The following is an 18792-nucleotide window of genomic DNA, read 5'->3' on the forward strand; positions in this document are numbered from 1 at the left end:
CGCTGCTGGTATCAGCGGCCTGATGTTCACCGCCACGCTCGTCTGAGCGTCCGGTTCGGCACACGATCTTTCCATTTCGGCTGACCCAAGGCGGAATTTGTCGCCTCTGGGCCAGTCGTCTTGGTCGTTTTTCCGTCGTCTTTTGCACTTTTTTCCGTTCCGCGCCAGAAACGCGGGCGTGATGACGACCGTTACCCGTTTTGCCCCCAGTCCCAACGGCCCCCTCCACCTGGGCCATGCCTATGCGGCCATCGTGGCGCACGACCGTGCGCGCGAGGACGAGGGACTGTTCCTGCTGCGAGTCGAGGACATCGACGGCGCGCGCAGCCGCAGCGAGCTTTCCGAAGAATTCCGCGCCGACCTTGCCTGGCTGGGCCTTGAGTGGCGCGAAGTGGCAGCACAATCGACGCGAATCGCCCGCTATCGCGCGGCTTTCGATTCGCTCCATCGCCGTGGCCTCGTCTATCCCTGCGGCTGTACCCGCGCCGAAATTGCCGCCGCCGCGACGAAAGTCGGTCCCGACGGGCCGGTCTATCCCGGCACCTGCCGAACCCGTCCGGTGCCGCCCGGGCGCGATGTCGTGTGGCGGATCGATGTCGCCCGTGCGCTTGCCGCCACCGGCCCGCTGACCTGGCGTGACGAGCGGCGGGGCGAGCAGGAGGCCCGCCCCGATCTGCTCGGCGATGTCGTTCTCTGGCGCAAGGATGCGCCTGCCAGCTATCACCTTGCCGCTACGGCCGACGATGCTTTTGACGGCGTGAGCGTGGTGACGCGCGGGGCCGATCTCTTTGCCGCGACTCATGTCCATCGCCTGCTTCAGGCCTTGCTCGGACTGCCGGTGCCGGTCTGGCACCATCACCGGGTGATCGTCGAAAGCGACGGGCGCAAGCTGGCCAAGCGGCGTGGCGCGCCTTCGCTCGGCGATCGCCGTCGGGCCGGGGAGGACGGGCGTGCCCTTGCCGAACGATTGCGGGCGGGGCTTTTGGACTCTGGTCTTTCCTTCTCCGAATACGTAAACATGGTGCCATGATCTATGTCCTCGCCCCCGTCCTGCTTGTGCTGATGGGCCTGACCGTCTGGTCACTGGCGCGGGGAATCGCGGCGTTCATGCGGACGACCCGTGAAGGGATCGAAAAGGGCGACGGCGCACTGCGCGAGATGCAGCTGCTGCAGAACCGCATGATGATGAACCGCATCAAGTTCCAGGGACTGGCGGTTGTCGTCGTCGCGATCCTTCTGGCGATGGCCGGGCACAAGTAAAAGCAGCGGAGATTGCCAGACGCCGCAAAATCCGCCACGGCGTGTCACGACATGCCGAAATATCCCTGTTTTTCCGGAGAGTAATCCGCCTTGGTCAAGCTCAACAAGATCTATACCCGCACGGGTGACGACGGCACTACCGGCCTTGTCGATGGCTCGCGTCGTGCCAAGTACGACGAGCGCATGGTCGCCATCGGCGAAGTCGATGAGTTGAACAGCGCGGTCGGCCTTGCGACTCTGGTCGTTGCCGCCGATGTCGCGGCAGAACTCGGCCGTATCCAGAACGACCTCTTCGATCTGGGGGCCGATCTCGCGACGCCGCTCGGCGCGTTCGACACGCCTGATTTCGCGCCGACCGACATGGTCCTGCGCATCGTTCCGGGGCAGGTCGAATGGCTCGAAACGGTGATCGACCGGCACAACGACACGCTGCCCCCGCTCACCAGCTTCATCCTTCCCGGCGGCAGCGAAGCGGCTGCGCGCGTGCATCTGGCCCGAGCCATTGCCCGTCGCGCCGAACGCGCGATTGCCGCACTGGCAGCCGCCGAGCCGGTCAATCCCGCCGCGCTGACCTATGTAAACCGTTTGTCCGACTACCTTTTCGTGCTGGCGCGGGCGATCAATGCCGGCGCTGACCCGTTGTGGGTGCCGGGCGCCTCGCGCGCCTGATCGGAAAGGCGAAACCGTAAACCGGTCGCGAGCCTGTCAAAAAGGACCGCGATCAAGGACATGGCCCTGTTCCTGTGGCAGGGCACGAATGCGCCGCAGCAATTGGAGACTTGGAAATGCGCAAGGTTGCAGTGATCGGAGCCGGGCAGATGGGATCGGGCATCGCCCAGGTCGTGGCCCAGTCGGGAACGGACGTCCTGCTCGCCGACGTCGACATCGCGCTGGCCGAAAAGGCGAAGGCGAAGATCGCCAAGAGCCTGGGTCGTCTGGTCGAAAAGGAAAAGATCGTCGCTGCCGACGCGGAAGCAGCGCTGTCGCGGATCACCCCGATCACCGATTATGCCGCCATGACCGATGCGGACCTGATCGTCGAGGCCGCGACCGAGCGCGAAGAGATCAAGGCACGCATTTTCGAGGCGGCAGGCAAAGTGCTTGCGCCCCAGGCGATCCTGGCCTCGAACACCAGCTCGATCCCGATCACCCGCATGGCCGCGGGCACGCCCGATCCGGCCCGCTTCGTCGGCGTCCACTTCTTCAATCCCGTTCCGGTGATGAAGCTCGTTGAGATCATCCCCGGCCTTGCCACCAGTGCGGCGACGGTTTCGGCCGTGCGCACTTTTGCCGAAGGATTGGGCAAGGAAGTCGTGGTCTCGCAGGATGAACCCGGCTTCATCGTCAACCGCATCCTCGTGCCCATGCTCAACGAAGCCTGCTTCGTGCTCGGCAACGGCACGGCCAGCATTGCCGACATCGACAAGGGTGTGAAGCTCGGGCTCAATCACCCGATGGGGCCGCTCGAACTGGCCGACTTCATCGGTCTTGATACCTGCCTTGAAATCGTGCGCGTGCTTTACAACACGACCGGCGACAGCAAGTACCGTCCGGCGCCGCTGTTGATGAAGTATGTCGAAGCCGGCTGGCTCGGGCGCAAGGCCGGGCGCGGCTTCTATGACTATAGCGGCGAGACGCCCGTCCCGACGCGTTGATGCGGTTCTGCAACGAGGATCCGCTCGTTGCAGATCGGTGTAGGCATTTTTCCTGAGTTGTCGCGCGGGGCAAGGCATGGAACCTTTCCCTTGCTCCGCGCGTCCCACCGCGCACCCCAATTGCCCGTCGCCTCAGGCGCGCGGAGTTCCCTGCCTCGCTTCAGGCGCGGTGCGGGCCGAAATAGATCACGCAGGCTCCGATCAGGCACAGCGCCGTGCCGCCGATATCCCAGCGATCCGGGCGCACTCCTTCGACGGCCCACAGCCATACCAATGACGTCGTGATATAGATCCCGCCATAGGCCGCATAGGCGCGCCCAGCCTCGGCGCTGTCCACGCGAGTCAAAAGCCACGCGAAAAGAGCGAGCGATGCGCCGCCGGGCACGAGCCAGAGCGGCGATTTGCCCATGCGCAGCCATGCCCAGAACGAAAAGCAGCCCCCGATTTCCGCAAGGGCTGCCGCGAGATAGATGATCGCAGCCTGCATTGCCCGACCTTGGCAGACCCGGCACCGTTTGTCTTTCCATCCCCGTCTTGGTTGCGCATATCAGGGGAGAGCCTTCCGCTCCGCTGTGAAAGATCCCTCGTGCAGACGATCCTGCTTCTGATTCTGTCCAATGCCTTCATGACGACGGCCTGGTACTGGCACTTGCGCGGTGGCGCCGCCGTGGCCGAGGCACGCCCCCTGCCGCTGGTCATCGGGATCAGCTGGGGGCTCGCCCTGTTCGAATATTGCCTCGCCGTCCCTGCCAACCGGATCGGATATGCCCACGGGTGGTCGCCGGGGCAGCTGAAAGTGATTCAGGAAACGATTGCGCTCGTCATTTTCGGCGTCTTCATGGTCGTGGTGCTCGGCGAACCGGTCACTTTGCGGCATCTGGGCGCGCTCGCCTGCCTGATCGGCGCGGTGGGGTTCATGTTCCTCGGCCGATAGGGCCCCAACCGCCGCTTGAGCGAAACCGACTAGTGCGCGGCGCCCCATGACGGTCCGGTGCCGATCTCGACGCCGAGCGGAACCGACAGCTTGACTGCGGGTTCTGCGGCCGTGGCCATGACGCGCTCGATCACTGCACTTGCCGCCGCGACATCGCTTTCGGGAAGTTCGAAGACGAGTTCGTCGTGGACTTGCAGCAGCATGCGGACATGGCCGAGCCCGGCTTCGACAAGGGCGGGGGTCATGCGGGCCATCGCGCGCTTGATGATGTCGGCGCATGTCCCCTGGATCGGGGCGTTGATGGCCGCGCGTTCGCTCCCTGCGCGTTCGGCCTGCGTTTTCGAGGCGATGCGCGGGAACCAGGTCTTGCGCCCGAACAGCGTCTCGGAATAGCCGCGATCGCGCACGTGTTCGAGCGTTTCGTGGATGTAGCGCTGAATGCCGGGGAAACGTTCGAAATAGCGATCGATCATCGCCTGCGCTTCATCCGCACTGGTGCCCAGACGCGTGGCAAGGCCCCAGCGGCTGATGCCGTAGAGAATCGCGAAGTTGATCGTCTTGGCGCGACCGCGGGTGTCGCGGTTCACTTCGCCGAACAGCTCCATGGCCGTGCGCGCGTGAATGTCCTCGCCATGGGCAAAGGCTTCGCGAAGTGCGGGAACGTCGGCGATGTGGGCGGCAAGGCGCAGTTCGATCTGGCTGTAGTCGGCCGAGAGCAGGACATGGCCCGGTTCGGCGACGAAGGCGTCGCGAATCTGGCGCCCGATTTCGGTGCGGACCGGAATGTTCTGCAGATTGGGGTCGTTCGACGACAGGCGCCCGGTCTGTGCGCCGACCAGCGAATAGCTGGTGTGGACGCGTCCGGTGGCGGGGTTGATCGCGGCCTGAAGCGCATCGGTGTACGTCGACTTGAGCTTGGACAGCTGGCGCCATTCGAGCACGAGCGTCGCGACTTCGGCGCCTTGTGAGGCGAGCGTTTCCAGAACCGACTGGTCGGTCGAATACTGGCCGCTCTTGCCCTTTTTGCCGCCCTTGTAGCCCAGCTTGTCGAACAGGACTTCACCAAGCTGTTTGGGGCTGCCGATGGTGAACGTCGTGCCCGCCTTTTCGTGGATCACGCTTTCCAGCGCGGCGATGCGGGTGGCGAATTCGCCCGACAGCGTGGCCAGGCGTTCGCGATCGACCTTGATGCCGTGGCCTTCCATCGTGGCAATGACCTGCACCAGCGGACGGTCGACCCGCTGGTAGATGCGGGTGCCGCCTTCCTCGGCAAGACGCGGGGCGAGGACGGCATGAAGGCGCCATGTCACTTCGGCATCTTCGGCCGCATAGCGCGTGGCGTCGGGCAGGGGGACTTCGGCAAAGGAAATGGCTTTCTTGCCGGTCCCGGCCACGTCCTTGAACTTGATCGTCGTGTGGCCAAGGTGGCGTTCGGCCAGTTCGTCCATGCCGTGACCGAACGGCATCGGTTCGCCGCGCCCGGCGTCGAGGCAGAAGCTCATCACCATGGTGTCGTCGATCGGGGCGACCGCAATGCCGTGACGGGCGAGCACGGTCAGGTCGTACTTGATGTTCTGTCCGACTTTCAGGACCGAATCGTCTTCGAGCAGCGGCTTGAGCAGGGCGAGCGCGCGGGCCTTGTCGATCTGGCGCGGGCGTTCGGCAAACATGTCGGTGGTGTTGCCGTGGCCGAGCGGGATGTAGCAGGCAGCGCCGGGGCCGGTCGCAAGGCTGATCCCGACGAGATCGGCGCCCACCGCATCGAGCGCGCTCGTTTCGGTATCGACCGCGACGAGACCGGCCGCCTGTGCCCGGGCGATCCACTCTTCGAGATCGGCTTCGTCCTGTACGCAGGGATAGGCGGCCGTGTCGATGGCGGGCCATTCGGGCAGGGGCTGGCGATTCCCGGTTTCCGGGGCCGTCGGTGCGGCCGGAGCAGGGGCGCCGGTGGTGCGTGCCGCAGGGGCTGCCGTTTCGCGCGTGCCGAGCTTGCGCAGAAGGCTGGTAAAGCCGTGCTCGCCCAGGAAGGCCGCGAGCGGATCGGGCGGAATCGGGCCGAGCGTGAAATCGTCGAGCGGGATCGGCAGTGCGCAATCGTCTTTGAGCGCGATGAGCTTGCGCGACAGGCGTGCCATGTCGGCCTGCTCGATCAGGCTTTCGCGCAATTTGCCCGCCTTCATCGCGGGGGCATTGGCCAATGCGGTTTCGAGGTCGCCGTTTTCCTGAATGAGCTTGGTCGCGGTCTTGGGGCCGATGCCGCGAATGCCGGGCACGTTGTCGACCGCGTCACCCATCAGCGCGAGAACGTCGCCGACCTTTTCAGGGGGGACGCCGAACTTGTCGACCACTTCGGGAATGAAGACGCGCTGGTTCTTCATGGTGTCGAGCATGTCGACGCGTCCGCCGCCGGGGTATTCCCCCACCAGCTGCATGAGGTCCTTGTCCGACGAGACGATGGTGACGTCCCAGCCCTGTGCCGCTGCGGCACGCGTATAGGAGGCGATGAGATCGTCGGCCTCGAGACCCGCTTCCTCGATGCAAGCGAGGCTGAACGCGCGGGTGGCGTCGCGAATCAGGGGGAACTGGGGAACCAGATCCTCAGGCGGAGGCGGCCGGTTTGCCTTGTAGGCGTCATAAAGTTCGTTTCGGAACGTCACCGAGCCCTTGTCGAGAATCACCGCGAGGTGAGTCGGGCCGTCCGCCGCGTGAAGGTCCTCGGCCAGCTTCCACAGCATGGTCGTATAGCCATAGACCGCGCCGACCGGCACACCCTGCGGGTTGGTGAGCGGGGGCAGGCGGTGATAGGCCCTGAAAATATAGGCCGAACCATCGACGAGATAGAGGTGGTTGCGAGGCTTGGCGGGAACGTCCATGCTGGCCCTGTTAGCGAGCGAAGCGGCAAACCGCCAGCCTTGCGCGTGGCAACGATCAGTCTTGTGGATGCAACGTTCCATCGCACCTGAAAGGCGCTTGAACGTGCGGTTTTCCGGGGCATAAAAAGCCTTCGCTTCCACGGCGATATGACAAGGGTGACGCTGCAAGTGCGCAGAACGCTTGCAACGCGATGAATTGCCGATTAATTGGGGCTGGAAGTCTATCGCCAGAGTAGGCTTTGCGGCGGGCTGCTTGCCCGGCGCGGTTCACTTCAATCCAGGGATTGTAACGCATGCGCAAGCTCATCCTCGCCGCTGTCGCCGGCACCGCTTTTGCTCTCGCGGGCTGCTCGGAGAAGGCTCCGGAAGCCACCGAAGCCGCTGTTGAAGCCACCGACACCGGTTCGGCTGACGCTTCGGACGTCGCTGCTGATGCCAGCTCGGAAGCTGCCGCCGACGCGAGCGCTGCCGCTAAGTAATCTTCGCCCGCAAGGGTAGATTACCGGCACCGTCTTTATGACGGGGAATAGGAAGAGGGAGTCGGGTCGACGGGCCGGGCTCCCTTTTTCCATGTCCGGCGTTTCCATATCCTGCGACCGGCTGCGGGAATCGCTCTGGCCCTTTCATCGGGCATGAAAAAAGGCGCCCATTGGGCGCCTTTCTCGTGACCGCAATAAGGCCGCAGATCAGCGGCGACTTTGCTGAATGTCGCTGCGCGGCAGGATCTGGCTATAGCCGTCGTAAAGCGCGCGGGTGATCTGCGCGATCATGTTGGCATGGATGAGGTGCCCTTCCGGACCGGCGACGAATACGGCCAGTGCAAGATGGCGCCCGTCGGGCAGGCGGATAATGCCGACGTCGTCGGTAACGCCTGACAGCGTTCCGGTCTTGTGGGCAAAGATGGTGCCTTCGGGAAGGCCTGCGCGCATCCGGTTCTTGCCGGTGCTGGTCCGCGTCATCGTGTCGAGCAGGACGGCGCGACTCTGCGGGCTCAGGGCGCCGCCGCGGTCGATCGCGGCGAGCAGCGCGGCCATAGCGCGCGGCGTGCTGCTGGTATGGGTGTCGATCGTCTTGGCCGGATTGATGTGACCGTCGTCGCGGACGAGCGTTGCCATCGTGCTGTCGAGATGCTGCCCGACGATGCCGTTCTTCGACAGCCAGGAATTGACCGCGCCGATCCCGCCGACTGCCGCAATCAGGCCGTCGGTGGCGTGATTGTTGCTGCGCGTGATCATCAGTTCCATCAACTGCTGCGCAGTCATGACCGGGCCGGGGCGCACGGCTGCGACCGCGCTGTGTGAGCGTTCGGCCACAGGCATCATCATCGGCAGTTGCTGGTCGAGTCGGTGGCGGCCCTGTTCGACGCCGGCCAGGAACGTGGCGGCAACGGCCACCTTGGCGGTGCTCGCCATCGGGAAGGGCATGTCGCCGTTGACGAGAACCTGTCCGCCGCCGTCGAGATCGACCGCCGCCACGCCGACGCGACCGCGTGCGCGGGCCACGATCGCTTCGACCGTGCGCTGGATAGCCAGATCGTGCTGATCCTGAACCGGGGCGGGCGACCGGCTCTGTACCGCAGGCGTCGTCGCCAGCAGTGCAGGCACCGCGACGAGCGCGGCGAGAACGGTCGAAATCTTGCGAGCGTTAACTTTGAGACCTTGCATGGCCGGCCAGTACCCCTGAGGCTTCCCTGATCGCCTCTATGACCTAGGAGGACTGGGATCTTAACCGATTGCAATTCGCGGGGAAAGAACCTCGGTATTCATCCGGGCGCTGGCTTGGGGCAGTCTGCCCCTTCCGGAATGAATGCGGCAAGGTGTGATCGCAATGGCCGACGGGGGAATCGGGGCGAGCGACGGAGCGGTTTCTCCGTGCGGCAGGCGACTTGCGGGGTGCGCTGCGGGTTCGAAAAAAGGGCGGGGTGGCGCGAAGGTTTTGCCCTCGCGCCCTATCCCCTGATCGTCAGTGTCCCCAGATCGTCAGAGGCCTGCTGCGGCCTTGAGATCGGCAACCAGATCGGTGCGTTCCCACGGGAACAGATCGCCTTCGGGCTTGCGGCCGAAATGACCGTAAGCTGCGGTCGGCGAATAGATCGGCTTGTTGAGTGCAAGATTGACGCGGATGCCGCGCGGGGTCAGCCCGCCCAGGCGTTCGCGTGCCACCTTGGCAACCGCAGCTTCGAGTGCCGCGTCGTCGATTGCGCCGGTGCCGTGGGTGTCGACATAGAGCGACAGCGGCTCGGACACGCCGATCGCATAGGCGACCTGGATCGTGCAGCGATGGGCAAGGCCCGCCGCAACGATGTTCTTGGCAAGGTAGCGGGTGACATAGGCCGCCGAGCGGTCGACCTTGGTCGGGTCCTTGCCCGAGAACGCGCCGCCGCCGTGCGGGCTGGCGCCGCCGTAAGTGTCGACGATGATCTTGCGCCCAGTCAGCCCGGCGTCGCCGTCGGGGCCGCCGATTTCGAAGCTGCCGGTCGGGTTGATGTGATAGACGGTGTTGTCCGTCAGCATCTCGGCCGGGATCACCTTGGCGATCGCGCCCTTGACCCATGCCTTGAGCTCGGCGTCCTTGGCGCCTTCGTCATAGCCCGGCTTGTGCTGGGTCGAGACGACGATGGCGGTGGCTTCGACCGGCTTGCCCCCGGCAAAGCGCAGGGTCACCTGGCTCTTGGCGTCAGGTTCGAGGAAGGGCGCCGCGCCCGAATGACGGTCGGCGGCCAGCTGCTGAAGGATCTTGTGGCTGTAATCGAGCGTTGCCGGCATCAGGTCGGGCGTCTCGTCACAGGCGAAACCGAACATGATGCCCTGGTCGCCCGCGCCTTCGTCCTTGTTGTCGCCCGCGTCCACGCCCTGCGCGATATGCGCCGACTGCGGGTGCAGGTTGTTTTCAAAGCGGAAGGTCTGCCAGTGGAAGCCGGCCTGTTCGTAGCCGATGCGGCGCACGGTTTCGCGAACGACCCGCTCGACTTCTTCGGGAACGCCCGGAGCCCAGTTGCCGTCGGTGTCCATGATGCCCTTGCCGCGGATTTCACCGGCGAGCACGACGAGCTGTGTCGTCGTCAGGGTTTCACAGGCAATGCGCGCCTCGGGGTCCTTGCCGAGGAACAGGTCGACCACCGCATCGCTGATCTGGTCAGCGACCTTGTCCGGATGGCCTTCGGAAACGCTTTCGGAAGTGAAGAGATAATCGCTGCGCATTGCCGCACCATATAAAGGAAGCTTTATGTCTGATGCGCTCTAGCGGGCCCGTCGCCGTGTGGCAACCGTGGTGAGCAAAAGAACGACTATGGCCCAGCCAAGGGCAAGGATGTTGCCAAGGCGGGCAAAGAGCGTGGGCGGCAAGGCAGCCGGAATGCGTCCGTCGCGCCGGTCGGCGGCATGGCGGGGAATGAAGGCGCGAACCGCGCCGCCCGCGTCGATCACCGCGCTGATCCCCGTGGTGGTGGAGCGCAGGACAGGAATACCTTCCTCGATCGCGCGCAGGCGGGCTTGCGCCAGATGCTGGGGAGGGCCCCAGGCGCCGAACCAGCCGTCGTTGGAGGGATTGAAGATATAGTCCGGGCGGCGGGTCGGGTCGGTGACTTCGCCTGAAAAGACGATTTCATAGCAGATCTGGAAACCGGGATGGCCCCAGCCGCCCTCTCCGGCATCGCCCAGGTCGAGAGTCTGGGGGCCGGGGCCGGATTGGAAATCGAGATCGCCCGAGACGAGTCGCGACAGTCCGATCGGCGTCAGGAAGTCCCGCATGGGCAGGTATTCGCCGTAAGGAACCAGATGGGCCTTGGCATAATTGCCCCGGATCGCGCCGCTGCTGTCGAGCAGGGTGATGACATTCCAGGCGCCGTTAACCTGTCGTTTTTCCACAGAAAGATCGGTCGCGCCGGTCATCAGCAGGCTGTTGGGGCCGATGACGCGCCCCATGCGTTCGCGCGCGATCGCGGGATCGCCGCCATAAGTCGTCTGCTGATACCACCATGCGTCATAGCCCGGGCGCAGGTAGTCGGGGACGGCGCCTTCGGGCCAGAGCACGACCCGCGCGCCCGATCCGTCGACGGGGAGGCGGCGCGAGAGGCTGGCCAGTGTCTGGAACTGGCTTTCATACCGCGAGGCGTCGTTGATCTGGTCCTGCCCGATGTTGGGCTGGACCAACGTATAGGCGATGGGGCTGTCCCCCGGCGCGCCGCCGTGGGGGACCATGAACAAGGCCGCCGGAACCAGGGCGAGTGCCGAGGCGATGATGCGTCGGCCCGAATGCCATTCGCGCCACGCGATCAGCCAGAGCCCGGCGAGCAGGACGATCCCGCCAGAGAGCGCATAAGTGCCGCACCATGCGGCAAGTCCGGCAAGGCCGGGGCGGTCGAACGGTCCGAGGGCCACGGCGGCGAGCGGGTTCCACGGAAATCCGGTGAAAGCCCGGCCGCGCATGAGTTCCGAGATGGTCCAGCAGGCGGCAAACGAGGGAATGAGGGCAAGGCCCGCGCGGCGATGCAGCCACCAGCCGCCGAGTGCTGCCAGCATGGGGAAGATCGCGAGATAGAATGAAAGCAGGACTACCGCGACCCAGCCCAGCCATGCGGGCATCTGGGCCTGATAGGTAAAGGCGGTGGCGATCCAGTTGTTGCCGAGCGTGAAGTGCCCGACGCCGAACAGCCACGAGGCCCAGGCCGCGTCACGGGCGCGCGGCGCTCCGTCGAGCAGGGCAAGGAGGAGGGCAAAGGCCGCGAGCGTGAGTGGCCAGAGCATCAGCGGCTGGAAGCCGGTCGCCGCAAGGGCACCGGCTGCCAGCAGCATCAGCAGTCTGGCCAGCGTAAGGAAAGCTCTCGCCATACAGCGCCCGCTCGCGGCGGAACCCGATCAGCCTTCGACGGCCGGTTGGGCTTCTGGCAGGGGGTTCTTGCGAGGGCGACCGCGCTTCTTGGGCGCGGGTGCGGGCGTTTCGGCAACCGGTTCGGGAGCCGTTTCGACCGCAGCTTCGCTCGCGCTGTCGGGGCGCGGGCCGATGGCGGGCGGCAGGCTGCTCGGATCGAAGATCGGAGCAGCTTCGGCCGCTTCACCGGCTTCGTCGCGGGGAGCCGCTTCGGTTTCGCCACGACGCGGACGACGTTCGCTGCGACCGCGCGGGCCGCGAGCCGGGCGGCTTTCGCGGATGAAGGGGTTGTCCGGGGTTGCCGCGATCGGTTCGCCTTCGGCAGCGCGCACGCCTTCCATCGGCGCGGCGTCCGCGGTGAAGGATTCGGGGGCGGCCTGTTCGGGCGCACGTTCGTGGTTGCGCTGGCGCGGGCCGCGATCTTCGCGACGGTCGTCACGGCGTTCGCGGTCTCGATCGTCGCGACGGGGCTGGCGATCGTTGCGATCGTTGCGGTCGCTGTTGCCGCGATCGACGACTGGACGGTCGAAGGTCGGGAAATCGCTGTCGCCGCCGAATTCGAGCGCTTCGTCCTCGGCGTCCTGGTCCTGCCAGCGGTCGCCGCTGACACTGCCGTGGCCGCTGCCATAACCCTGGTTATAGCCGTTGCCGCCGCTCTGGCGCTGACGCTGTTCTTCCTGACGCAGACGGGTGTCGGCGATCACGCGGAAGTAGTGATCGGCAAACTGGAGGTAATACTCGGCCTGGACGCGGTCGCCGTTGAGATGAGCATCCTGCGCAAGCTTGCGATACTTTTCCAGCAACTGGGGCGCATTGCCCCGGGCGCGACTATCGATGCGGTTAAGCTGCTGACCGCCGTTCTGCGCGCGGTTGTTCCCACGACCGCGCCGACGGTTGTTACCACGATTGTTGTTCAACTCAGGCACGTCCTTATTTGGGCCGGCTTGTCGAAAGGGCTGGTCCGGTAAGTTTCGCGGGTACCCTTATGCAGCGCAACCTTAGTCTACGCTCCCCACGCGACGAGGCGGGAGGTCGATCCCAGCATCTGCCTGGCGCCGGTACGAAGACCGACTATTGCGCAAATGGTGGAGCAGACCGGGACGGGAAGCCATCATCCGTTCCCCTGTCTGCGGGGCTAATTAGTGGCGCGTCGCGGCCTTGCCAAGTGAAATATTCGGTCAAATCCCCGGTTTCTTGCGGTTCAGGCGGTTATTTCCACAGCTCTTGGGCGTCCACCAAGGTCGGTGTGGACCTGTGCGGCAAAACCGCCCTGTCGCGCCAACGCGCAGACCGCTTCGCCCTGAGTCCAGCCGATCTCGATCATGGCGATCCCGTCGGGCGCCAAAAGGTCGCCAAGCTGCGGGACAAGAACGCGATAATCGTCAAGACCCTCTGCCCCTGCGAACAAGGCGGAGTGCGGTTCATGATCGACGACGCTGCGGTCGAGGTCTGCGCTCGTTTCCACATAGGGCGGATTGGCAAGGACGAGATCGAAGCGTCCCAAATCCCTGGCCCAGCCCGGAGTGTGCCAGTCTGCCGCGATGATTCGCGCTCTTTGGCCAAGGCCGAGGCGGTTCGCATTGGCCCTCGCCATGGCAAGGGCGCCTTGCGAACGGTCGATGCCGATCCCTTGTGCTCCCGGCCAGATCGACAGCGCCGCACAGAGCAGCGCGCCCGAACCGGTGCCGAGATCGATGATCCTTTGCGGCGGACGTGCGGTGAACGCGGTCTCGGCAGCTTCGACCAAAGTCTCAGTGTCGCCGCGCGGGATCAGCACCTCGGGCCCTACCAGAAAGTCGAGGCCCCAGAATTCCTGATGCCCGGTGATATAGGCGACCGGCTCGTGCGTCATTCGCCGGGCAACCAGCGGGGCAAACGTCGCGGGCACCGAATCGCGCATGTGGCGCAACACGAGGTCCGAGCGCGACACGCCCAGCGCATGGGCCATCAGCACTTCGGCATCGAGCCGGGCGGTGTCGCTGGTCGCGGCAAGGGTCTGCGCGGCTTCGACCAGCGCCTGCGCGATCGTCGGGGGAGGGTTCTGGGACACCCCCGGTCTCAACTGTCCATCGCGGCGAGGCGCTTGGCCTGATCCTCGGCCGTCAGTGCGTCGATCAACTCGCCCAGGCCTGTCCCGGCCAGGATTTCGGGCAGGCGGTGGAGTGTCAGGTTGATGCGGTGGTCGGTCACGCGCCCTTGCGGGAAATTGTAGGTGCGGATGCGTTCGGAACGGTCGCCCGACCCGACCATGGCGCGTCGCGCTTCGGCTTCGGCACCCTGCGCCTGTTCGCGGCGCAAGTCGTAAAGCCGCGTGCGCAGGACCTGCATCGCCTTGGCCTTGTTCTTGTGCTGGCTGCGCTCGTCCTGCTGGGTGACGACGATGCCGGTCGGAAGGTGGGTGATGCGCACCGCCGAATCGGTGGTGTTCACATGCTGCCCCCCCGCGCCCGAGGCACGGTAGATGTCGATCTTGAGATCCTTGTCGTCGATCGAGACGTCGACTTCGTCAGGCTCGGGCAGGACCGCGACGGTCGCGGCGGAGGTGTGGATGCGGCCGCCGCTTTCGGTCACGGGGACGCGCTGCACCCGGTGGACGCCGCTCTCGTACTTCAGCTTTGCAAAGACCCCCTGTCCCGCGACATGGGCGATCACTTCCTTGAAGCCGCCGATGTCGCTGGCGTTGGCGGAAATGACTTCGACTTTCCACCCCTGCTCTGCGGCATAGCGCTCGTACATGCGGAAGAGGTCGGCCGCGAACAGGGCCGCTTCGTCGCCGCCGGTCCCGGCCCGGATTTCCAGCATGGCGGGATGCGAATCGGCATTGTCGCGCGGCAGCATGGCGAGCGCCAGGCGACGTTCCGCCTCGGGCAGTTCGGCCCGGATGCGCGCCATTTCCTCTTCGGCGAGCGCGCGCATGTCCGCGTCCGGTTCGTCGAGGGCGGCAAGGCTGGCGAGTTCGTCGCGCAGCAGGCGCACGTCGCGGGCCGTGTGCGCGACGGGTTCGAGTTCGGCATAGTCCCGGCTGGCGGCGATGAAGGCCTCGGCGTCCAGCGTCCCGGAAGCAAGGCGTGCTTCCAGTTCGGCAAAACGCGCGGCGATCTGGTCCAGCCGGGAATCAGCGATAGTCATGCCCGCGTTAGGCGCCGGACGGGTCGAGCACGACCCGTACCTGGGCCTGCGCGGCATCGTCCCCGCGCAGGCGCCAGCGCGGGGCGCCGTCGGCCAGCGAAAGGCCGGCCAGAACTTTGGCCGGGATCTTTGCCGCCTTGTCGTACCGCTTGCGCGGGCTGCCGGTGGCAACGACTTCGGCGCTGAACCCTGCACGGCGCAGGGCCGCAAGCGCGCGAATGCCGGTTTCGATCGCGGCATCGTCTTCGACCGCGATGACGACATCGGCGGTGGGCTCGTCCTTGGTGCCGACCAGCATGGCAAGGCGTTCGATCCCCGCCGCCCAGCCGACCGCCGGAGTGGCCGGGCCGCCCAGCGCCTCGATCAGGCCGTCATAACGGCCACCGCCCAGCACGGTGCCCTGCGCGCCGAGACGGTCGGTGATGAATTCGAACGCGGTGTGGCGGTAATAGTCGAGACCGCGCACGAGCGAGGGCGAACGGGTCCAGGCAACGCCCGCCGCATCGAGGCCGGAGGTGACGCGGCCGAAGAAATCCTGCGCTTCGGCGGTCAGGAAGTCGTCGATCCGGGGTGCGTCGGCCGTGAACGGCTTGTCGCGCGGGTCCTTGGAATCGAGAATGCGCAGCGGATTGCGTTCGAGGCGATCCTGCGAATCTTCGCTCAGCTCTGCGCGGTGGTCGCGGAAATAGGCGATGAGCGCGGCGCGCCATGCCTCGCGGCTGGCCGCATCGCCCAGCGTATTGAGGTGCAGCGTGACGCCATCGGCAATGCCCAGTTCGTTGAGGAGCTGGTCGGCCATGGTCAGCAGTTCGATGTCGGCCAGCGGATCGGCCGCGCCGACGATTTCGGCGTCGATCTGGTGGAACTGGCGATAGCGGCCCTTTTGCGGGCGTTCATAGCGGAAGATCGGGCCGTGGGTGGCAAGGCGCACCGGCGCGAACTGCTGCCAGCCGTCGGTGAGATAGGCGCGGGCAAGGCCGGCGGTGAATTCGGGACGCAGCGTCAGCGATTCGCCGCCGCGATCGTCGAACGAATACATTTCCTTCGACACGACATCGGTCGTTTCGCCGAGGCTGCGCGAAAAGACCTGCGTCTTTTCGAAGACCGGCATTTCGACCCGGCGGAAACGGTAATGGCGACGCACGCGCTCGAACGTTTCGACGACAAAGCCGAATGCCTCGGCTTCTGCTCCGAAAATGTCCTGGGTTCCGCGGATGGCCTGCGGGATTTCAGGGCGGGTGGTGTCGCTGGCGGCTTGCTTGCTCATGGGTTGCGCGCTTAGCGCGGGATGCCGATCAAGAAAAGGCGGTGTGAAAAGGGGAAGGCGGTTCGAGCGGCCCGGTTGCACCTCGCGCCCGGCCTCGGCATGGTGCTCCCCATGCAAACCAAGATCCGTCTGCTCCTTGCCGGAGCCGCGACCACCCTTTTTCTTGCCAACCCCGCCTTTGCACAGGTTCAGCCCGCGACCAACACGCTGCCCACGGCCGTGCCGATCGTGCGGGCGGTTCCCGATCCGCAGGACGTGCCCTATCCCGGCACGATCTCGCTCGACATCGATGCGACCGATCTTGTCACCGGGGCCTATCGGGTGACCGAAACGATTCCCGTCGCACCGGGCACGACGAAGCTTGCGCTGCTCCTGCCCGAATGGATTCCGGGGCACCACGGGCATACCGGGCTTCCGGCCGAACTGGCGGGCATCCATTTCTACGCCGATGGCAAGGAAGTGAACTGGCGCCGCGATCCGGTCGATGTCTATGCCTATGTCCTCGACCTGCCCGCCGGAACGCATGAAGTCGTGGCGAAGATGATCCACACCTCGCCGCTCAAGGAAGATACCGGCGATCGCGTCACGGTGACGCGCGAGATCGTCAATCTCGAATGGGACAAGATGACGCTCTATCCGGCCGGGCATTATGTCCGCCAGATCCGCGTCAAGCCGACCGTGACGTTCCCGCAGGGCTTCTCGGTCTTCACCGCGCTCGACGGCAAGACCAGCAGCGGCAATCGCTTCAGCTGGGACGTCACTGATTACGAAACACTGGTCGATTCGCCGATTTTCGCGGGCAAATATGCCCGTCGCATCCCGGTCGGGGACAATGTCTTCCTCGACGCGGTGGCCGACCGCGAGGAAGGGCTGGCGATCAAGCCGGAGAACCTCGAGACTTATCGCAATCTGGTCAAGGAAGCCGACGCCACGTTCGGCGCGCGCCATTTCGACCATTATGACTTCCTGCTCGCGCTGACCGAGCGGCTCGGCCATGTCGGTCTCGAACATCACCGTTCGAACGAAAGCACTTATGGCCCCAAGACGTGGAGCGACTGGGCGGCCTATGACTGGGACCGCAATGTCGTCTCGCACGAATACGTGCATTCCTGGGACGGCAAGTTCCGGCGCGGGGCGCGGCTGTGGACGCCCGATTACCGCCAGCCGATGGTCGACGATCTCCTGTGGGTCTATGAAGGCCAGACGCAGTTCTGGGGGCTGGTTCTGGCCGCGCGCTCGGGGGTGCAGTCCAAGGACATGGTGCTCGCCGAATTCGCGACTTTCGCAGGCGCATTTACCCAGGCGCCGGGGCGCGAGTGGCGCTCGGTCGAGGACACGACTTATGACCCGGTCTTTGCCGCGCGTCGTCCCAAGCCGTTCCCCTCGCTGTCGCGTGGCGAGGACTATTACACCGAAGGCGCGCTGGTCTGGCTCGAAGCTGATCAGATCATTCGTGCCGGAACCGGCGGGCACAAGGGGCTCGACGATTTCGCGCGGACGTTCTTTGGCACCCGCAACGGGGACTGGGGTGTCCTGCCCTATGGGCGGAGCGATGTGATTGCCGCGCTCCAGTCGGTCTATCCCTATGATTGGGAAGGGTTCCTCAAGACCCGGATCGACAACGCCGGTCAGCCTGCGCCGCTCGCGGGGATCGAGCGCGGCGGCTATCGCCTGGTGTGGAAGGACGAACCCAACCCCTATGACAAGGGGCGCATGGCCGACAGCAAGCTCTTGTCGCTCAACCATTCGATCGGTCTCGTGCTCGACCGCGAGGGCAAAGTGACCGCGACGCGCTGGGATAGCCCGGCATTCCGCGCGGGGATCGTGACCGGCGCACAGATCGTTGCCGTCAATGGCGAGGCTTATGATGCCGAAACGCTGAAAACGGCGATCACTGCCGCCAAGGGCAGTGACAAGTCGATTGCCCTGCTGGTCAAGCGCGACAACCGCTATGACACGATCGCGCTTCCCTATCACGACGGGTTGCGCTGGCCCTGGCTTGAACCGGTGGCGCGGGGCGGCCCTCAGGGCGGAAAGGTGACGGCGGGGCTCGACCGCCTGCTCGCGCCCCGTCACGCCGCGCGCTGAGCAAGACCGCAATGGCACGGCGACCGGGAAAGCCTTCGGCACTGGGCGGCTGGCTCGCGCCTGCGCGCTTTCTCGGGTTCCTCGTGCTGTTTCCCGCCTCGGCGCTTGGCTGGCACTGGGGCGGGCACGGCCTTGCCGATTCGATCGACATGGGGTTCGACGCAGCGGCGCTGATGTTCCTCGTCTCGCTGCTGCCGCTGATCCTGCGGGAACAGGATGCGGCCTCGATCCGCCGCTATGCCAGTGCGAACGACGCGAACAGGCTGGCCGTGCTGGCGATCACGTCGAGCCTGACCCTGGTGGTCATGGCCGCGATCGCGGGGGAATTGCCCAAAGTGGGGCAGGGTGAGCCCCACGCGATGGTCAAGCTGATCGCGACGCTGATCCTGACCTGGCTCTTTGCCAATGCGGTCTATGCGCTGCATTATGCGCATCTCTATTACCTGCCGGGCAAGAAGCCGGGGCAGGATGCGGGCGGGCTCGACTTTCCGGGAACCGAGTATCCCGACTATCTCGACTTCGTCTATTTCGCGTTCACGCTGGGCATGACGTTCCAGACGGCGGACGTGTGCATGACCGGACGCCCGATTCGGCGGATTGCCATTCTCCATGGCTTTGCCGCGTTCATTTTCAACATCGGGGTCATCGCCTTCACGATCAATGCCCTCGGCGGGGCTGGAGGGCATTGAAGGGGCTGCGATTCGCGCGCCGTAGCGG

17 protein-coding genes are annotated in these 18792 nt (G+C 65.3%); 8 read left to right on the forward strand and 9 right to left on the reverse strand.

Translation table 11 applies throughout. The features are described from left to right. Positions 1-181 precede the first annotated feature (181 nt). The 4 genes from gluQRS to Y88_RS12980 all read left to right on the forward strand — a co-directional run bounded on the left by gluQRS (position 182) and on the right by Y88_RS12980 (position 2915). Positions 182-1030 (forward strand): tRNA glutamyl-Q(34) synthetase GluQRS, encoded by an 849-nt coding sequence (gene gluQRS, locus Y88_RS12965; protein WP_018075484.1) that lies wholly within the window; start codon positions 182-184, stop codon positions 1028-1030. After that, positions 1027-1260, forward strand: a complete 234-nt coding sequence (locus Y88_RS12970) for an HIG1 domain-containing protein (protein ID WP_008070005.1) — start codon at positions 1027-1029, stop codon at positions 1258-1260. The genes gluQRS and Y88_RS12970 overlap by 4 nt, the downstream gene beginning before the upstream one ends. Before the next feature lie 90 nt (positions 1261-1350). Continuing rightward, entirely contained in the window at positions 1351-1929 is a 579-nt protein-coding gene (locus tag Y88_RS12975) for a cob(I)yrinic acid a,c-diamide adenosyltransferase (protein ID WP_008070007.1), read from the forward strand. 116 nt (positions 1930-2045) lie between these two features. Then, positions 2046-2915 (forward strand): 3-hydroxybutyryl-CoA dehydrogenase, encoded by an 870-nt coding sequence (locus Y88_RS12980; RefSeq protein ID WP_018075483.1) that lies wholly within the window; start codon positions 2046-2048, stop codon positions 2913-2915. A gap of 160 nt (positions 2916-3075) precedes the next feature. On the opposite strand, the gene Y88_RS12985 is transcribed toward Y88_RS12980, so the two are convergent. Further along, positions 3076-3402 (reverse strand): YnfA family protein, encoded by a 327-nt coding sequence (locus Y88_RS12985; protein WP_008070011.1) that lies wholly within the window; start codon positions 3400-3402, stop codon positions 3076-3078. Positions 3403-3501: 99 nt separating this feature from the next. Here Y88_RS12985 and Y88_RS12990 point away from each other — a divergent pair, with 99 nt between their 5' ends. Continuing rightward, complete coding sequence (locus Y88_RS12990; RefSeq protein ID WP_008070014.1) at positions 3502-3849, forward strand: DMT family protein; 348 nt, start codon at positions 3502-3504, stop codon at positions 3847-3849. 29 nt (positions 3850-3878) lie between these two features. Here Y88_RS12990 and polA read toward each other — a convergent pair whose 3' ends face one another. Then, complete coding sequence (gene polA, locus Y88_RS12995) at positions 3879-6722, reverse strand: DNA polymerase I (RefSeq protein ID WP_026166853.1); 2844 nt, start codon at positions 6720-6722, stop codon at positions 3879-3881. 293 nt (positions 6723-7015) lie between these two features. Between polA and Y88_RS13000 the strand changes: the two genes are divergently transcribed. Beyond that, positions 7016-7201 carry a hypothetical protein gene (locus Y88_RS13000; RefSeq protein ID WP_008070018.1) on the forward strand — a complete coding sequence of 62 codons (186 nt, stop codon included), beginning with the start codon at positions 7016-7018 and terminating at the stop codon, positions 7199-7201. Between the two features lie 207 nt (positions 7202-7408). On the opposite strand, the gene Y88_RS13005 is transcribed toward Y88_RS13000, so the two are convergent. The 7 genes from Y88_RS13005 to hisS all read right to left on the reverse strand — a co-directional run bounded on the left by Y88_RS13005 (position 7409) and on the right by hisS (position 15987). Then, positions 7409-8386: a serine hydrolase gene (locus Y88_RS13005; protein ID WP_008070020.1), complete on the reverse strand. Its 978-nt coding sequence runs from the start codon at positions 8384-8386 to the stop codon at positions 7409-7411. A gap of 315 nt (positions 8387-8701) precedes the next feature. Further along, entirely contained in the window at positions 8702-9922 is a 1221-nt protein-coding gene (metK, locus tag Y88_RS13010; RefSeq protein ID WP_008070022.1) for a methionine adenosyltransferase, read from the reverse strand. A gap of 39 nt (positions 9923-9961) precedes the next feature. Then, complete coding sequence (lnt, locus tag Y88_RS13015) at positions 9962-11515, reverse strand: apolipoprotein N-acyltransferase (protein ID WP_008070024.1); 1554 nt, start codon at positions 11513-11515, stop codon at positions 9962-9964. A gap of 63 nt (positions 11516-11578) precedes the next feature. Then, positions 11579-12508, reverse strand: coding sequence for a DUF4167 domain-containing protein (locus Y88_RS13020; protein ID WP_008070025.1), 930 nt, complete (start codon positions 12506-12508; stop codon positions 11579-11581). Positions 12509-12792: 284 nt separating this feature from the next. Beyond that, positions 12793-13641 (reverse strand): peptide chain release factor N(5)-glutamine methyltransferase, encoded by an 849-nt coding sequence (gene prmC / locus Y88_RS13025; RefSeq protein WP_008070026.1) that lies wholly within the window; start codon positions 13639-13641, stop codon positions 12793-12795. Between the two features lie 8 nt (positions 13642-13649). After that, entirely contained in the window at positions 13650-14720 is a 1071-nt protein-coding gene (gene prfA, locus Y88_RS13030) for a peptide chain release factor 1 (RefSeq protein ID WP_008070027.1), read from the reverse strand. A 7-nt stretch (positions 14721-14727) separates the two neighbouring features. Then, entirely contained in the window at positions 14728-15987 is a 1260-nt protein-coding gene (gene hisS / locus Y88_RS13035; protein ID WP_008070029.1) for a histidine--tRNA ligase, read from the reverse strand. Positions 15988-16098: 111 nt separating this feature from the next. Here hisS and Y88_RS13040 point away from each other — a divergent pair, with 111 nt between their 5' ends. After that, positions 16099-18075 carry a M61 family metallopeptidase gene (locus tag Y88_RS13040; protein ID WP_332306353.1) on the forward strand — a complete coding sequence of 659 codons (1977 nt, stop codon included), beginning with the start codon at positions 16099-16101 and terminating at the stop codon, positions 18073-18075. A gap of 11 nt (positions 18076-18086) precedes the next feature. Continuing rightward, positions 18087-18764 carry a DUF1345 domain-containing protein gene (locus Y88_RS13045; RefSeq protein WP_008070033.1) on the forward strand — a complete coding sequence of 226 codons (678 nt, stop codon included), beginning with the start codon at positions 18087-18089 and terminating at the stop codon, positions 18762-18764. Positions 18765-18792 lie beyond the last annotated feature (28 nt).

Source organism: Novosphingobium nitrogenifigens DSM 19370 (assembly GCF_000192575.1).
Classification (GTDB): Bacteria; Pseudomonadota; Alphaproteobacteria; order Sphingomonadales; family Sphingomonadaceae; genus Novosphingobium; species Novosphingobium nitrogenifigens.

What these genes read in the sequence shown, in the direction of transcription:
- Y88_RS13000 (WP_008070018.1), top strand. Translation starts at nt 7,016, where the DNA reads ATGCGCAAGCTCATCCTCGCCGCTGTCGCCGGCACCGCTTTTGCTCTC.
- metK (WP_008070022.1), bottom strand. Translation starts at nt 9,922, where the DNA reads ATGCGCAGCGATTATCTCTTCACTTCCGAAAGCGTTTCCGAAGGCCAT.
- polA (WP_026166853.1), bottom strand. Translation starts at nt 6,722, where the DNA reads ATGGACGTTCCCGCCAAGCCTCGCAACCACCTCTATCTCGTCGATGGT.
- Y88_RS12985 (WP_008070011.1), bottom strand. Translation starts at nt 3,402, where the DNA reads ATGCAGGCTGCGATCATCTATCTCGCGGCAGCCCTTGCGGAAATCGGG.
- Y88_RS12980 (WP_018075483.1), top strand. Translation starts at nt 2,046, where the DNA reads ATGCGCAAGGTTGCAGTGATCGGAGCCGGGCAGATGGGATCGGGCATC.
- hisS (WP_008070029.1), bottom strand. Translation starts at nt 15,987, where the DNA reads ATGAGCAAGCAAGCCGCCAGCGACACCACCCGCCCTGAAATCCCGCAG.
- Y88_RS13045 (WP_008070033.1), top strand. Translation starts at nt 18,087, where the DNA reads ATGGCACGGCGACCGGGAAAGCCTTCGGCACTGGGCGGCTGGCTCGCG.
- Y88_RS13005 (WP_008070020.1), bottom strand. Translation starts at nt 8,386, where the DNA reads ATGCAAGGTCTCAAAGTTAACGCTCGCAAGATTTCGACCGTTCTCGCC.
- prfA (WP_008070027.1), bottom strand. Translation starts at nt 14,720, where the DNA reads ATGACTATCGCTGATTCCCGGCTGGACCAGATCGCCGCGCGTTTTGCC.
- Y88_RS13040 (WP_332306353.1), top strand. Translation starts at nt 16,099, where the DNA reads ATGCAAACCAAGATCCGTCTGCTCCTTGCCGGAGCCGCGACCACCCTT.
- lnt (WP_008070024.1), bottom strand. Translation starts at nt 11,515, where the DNA reads ATGCTGCTGGCAGCCGGTGCCCTTGCGGCGACCGGCTTCCAGCCGCTG.
- Y88_RS12970 (WP_008070005.1), top strand. Translation starts at nt 1,027, where the DNA reads ATGATCTATGTCCTCGCCCCCGTCCTGCTTGTGCTGATGGGCCTGACC.
- gluQRS (WP_018075484.1), top strand. Translation starts at nt 182, where the DNA reads ATGACGACCGTTACCCGTTTTGCCCCCAGTCCCAACGGCCCCCTCCAC.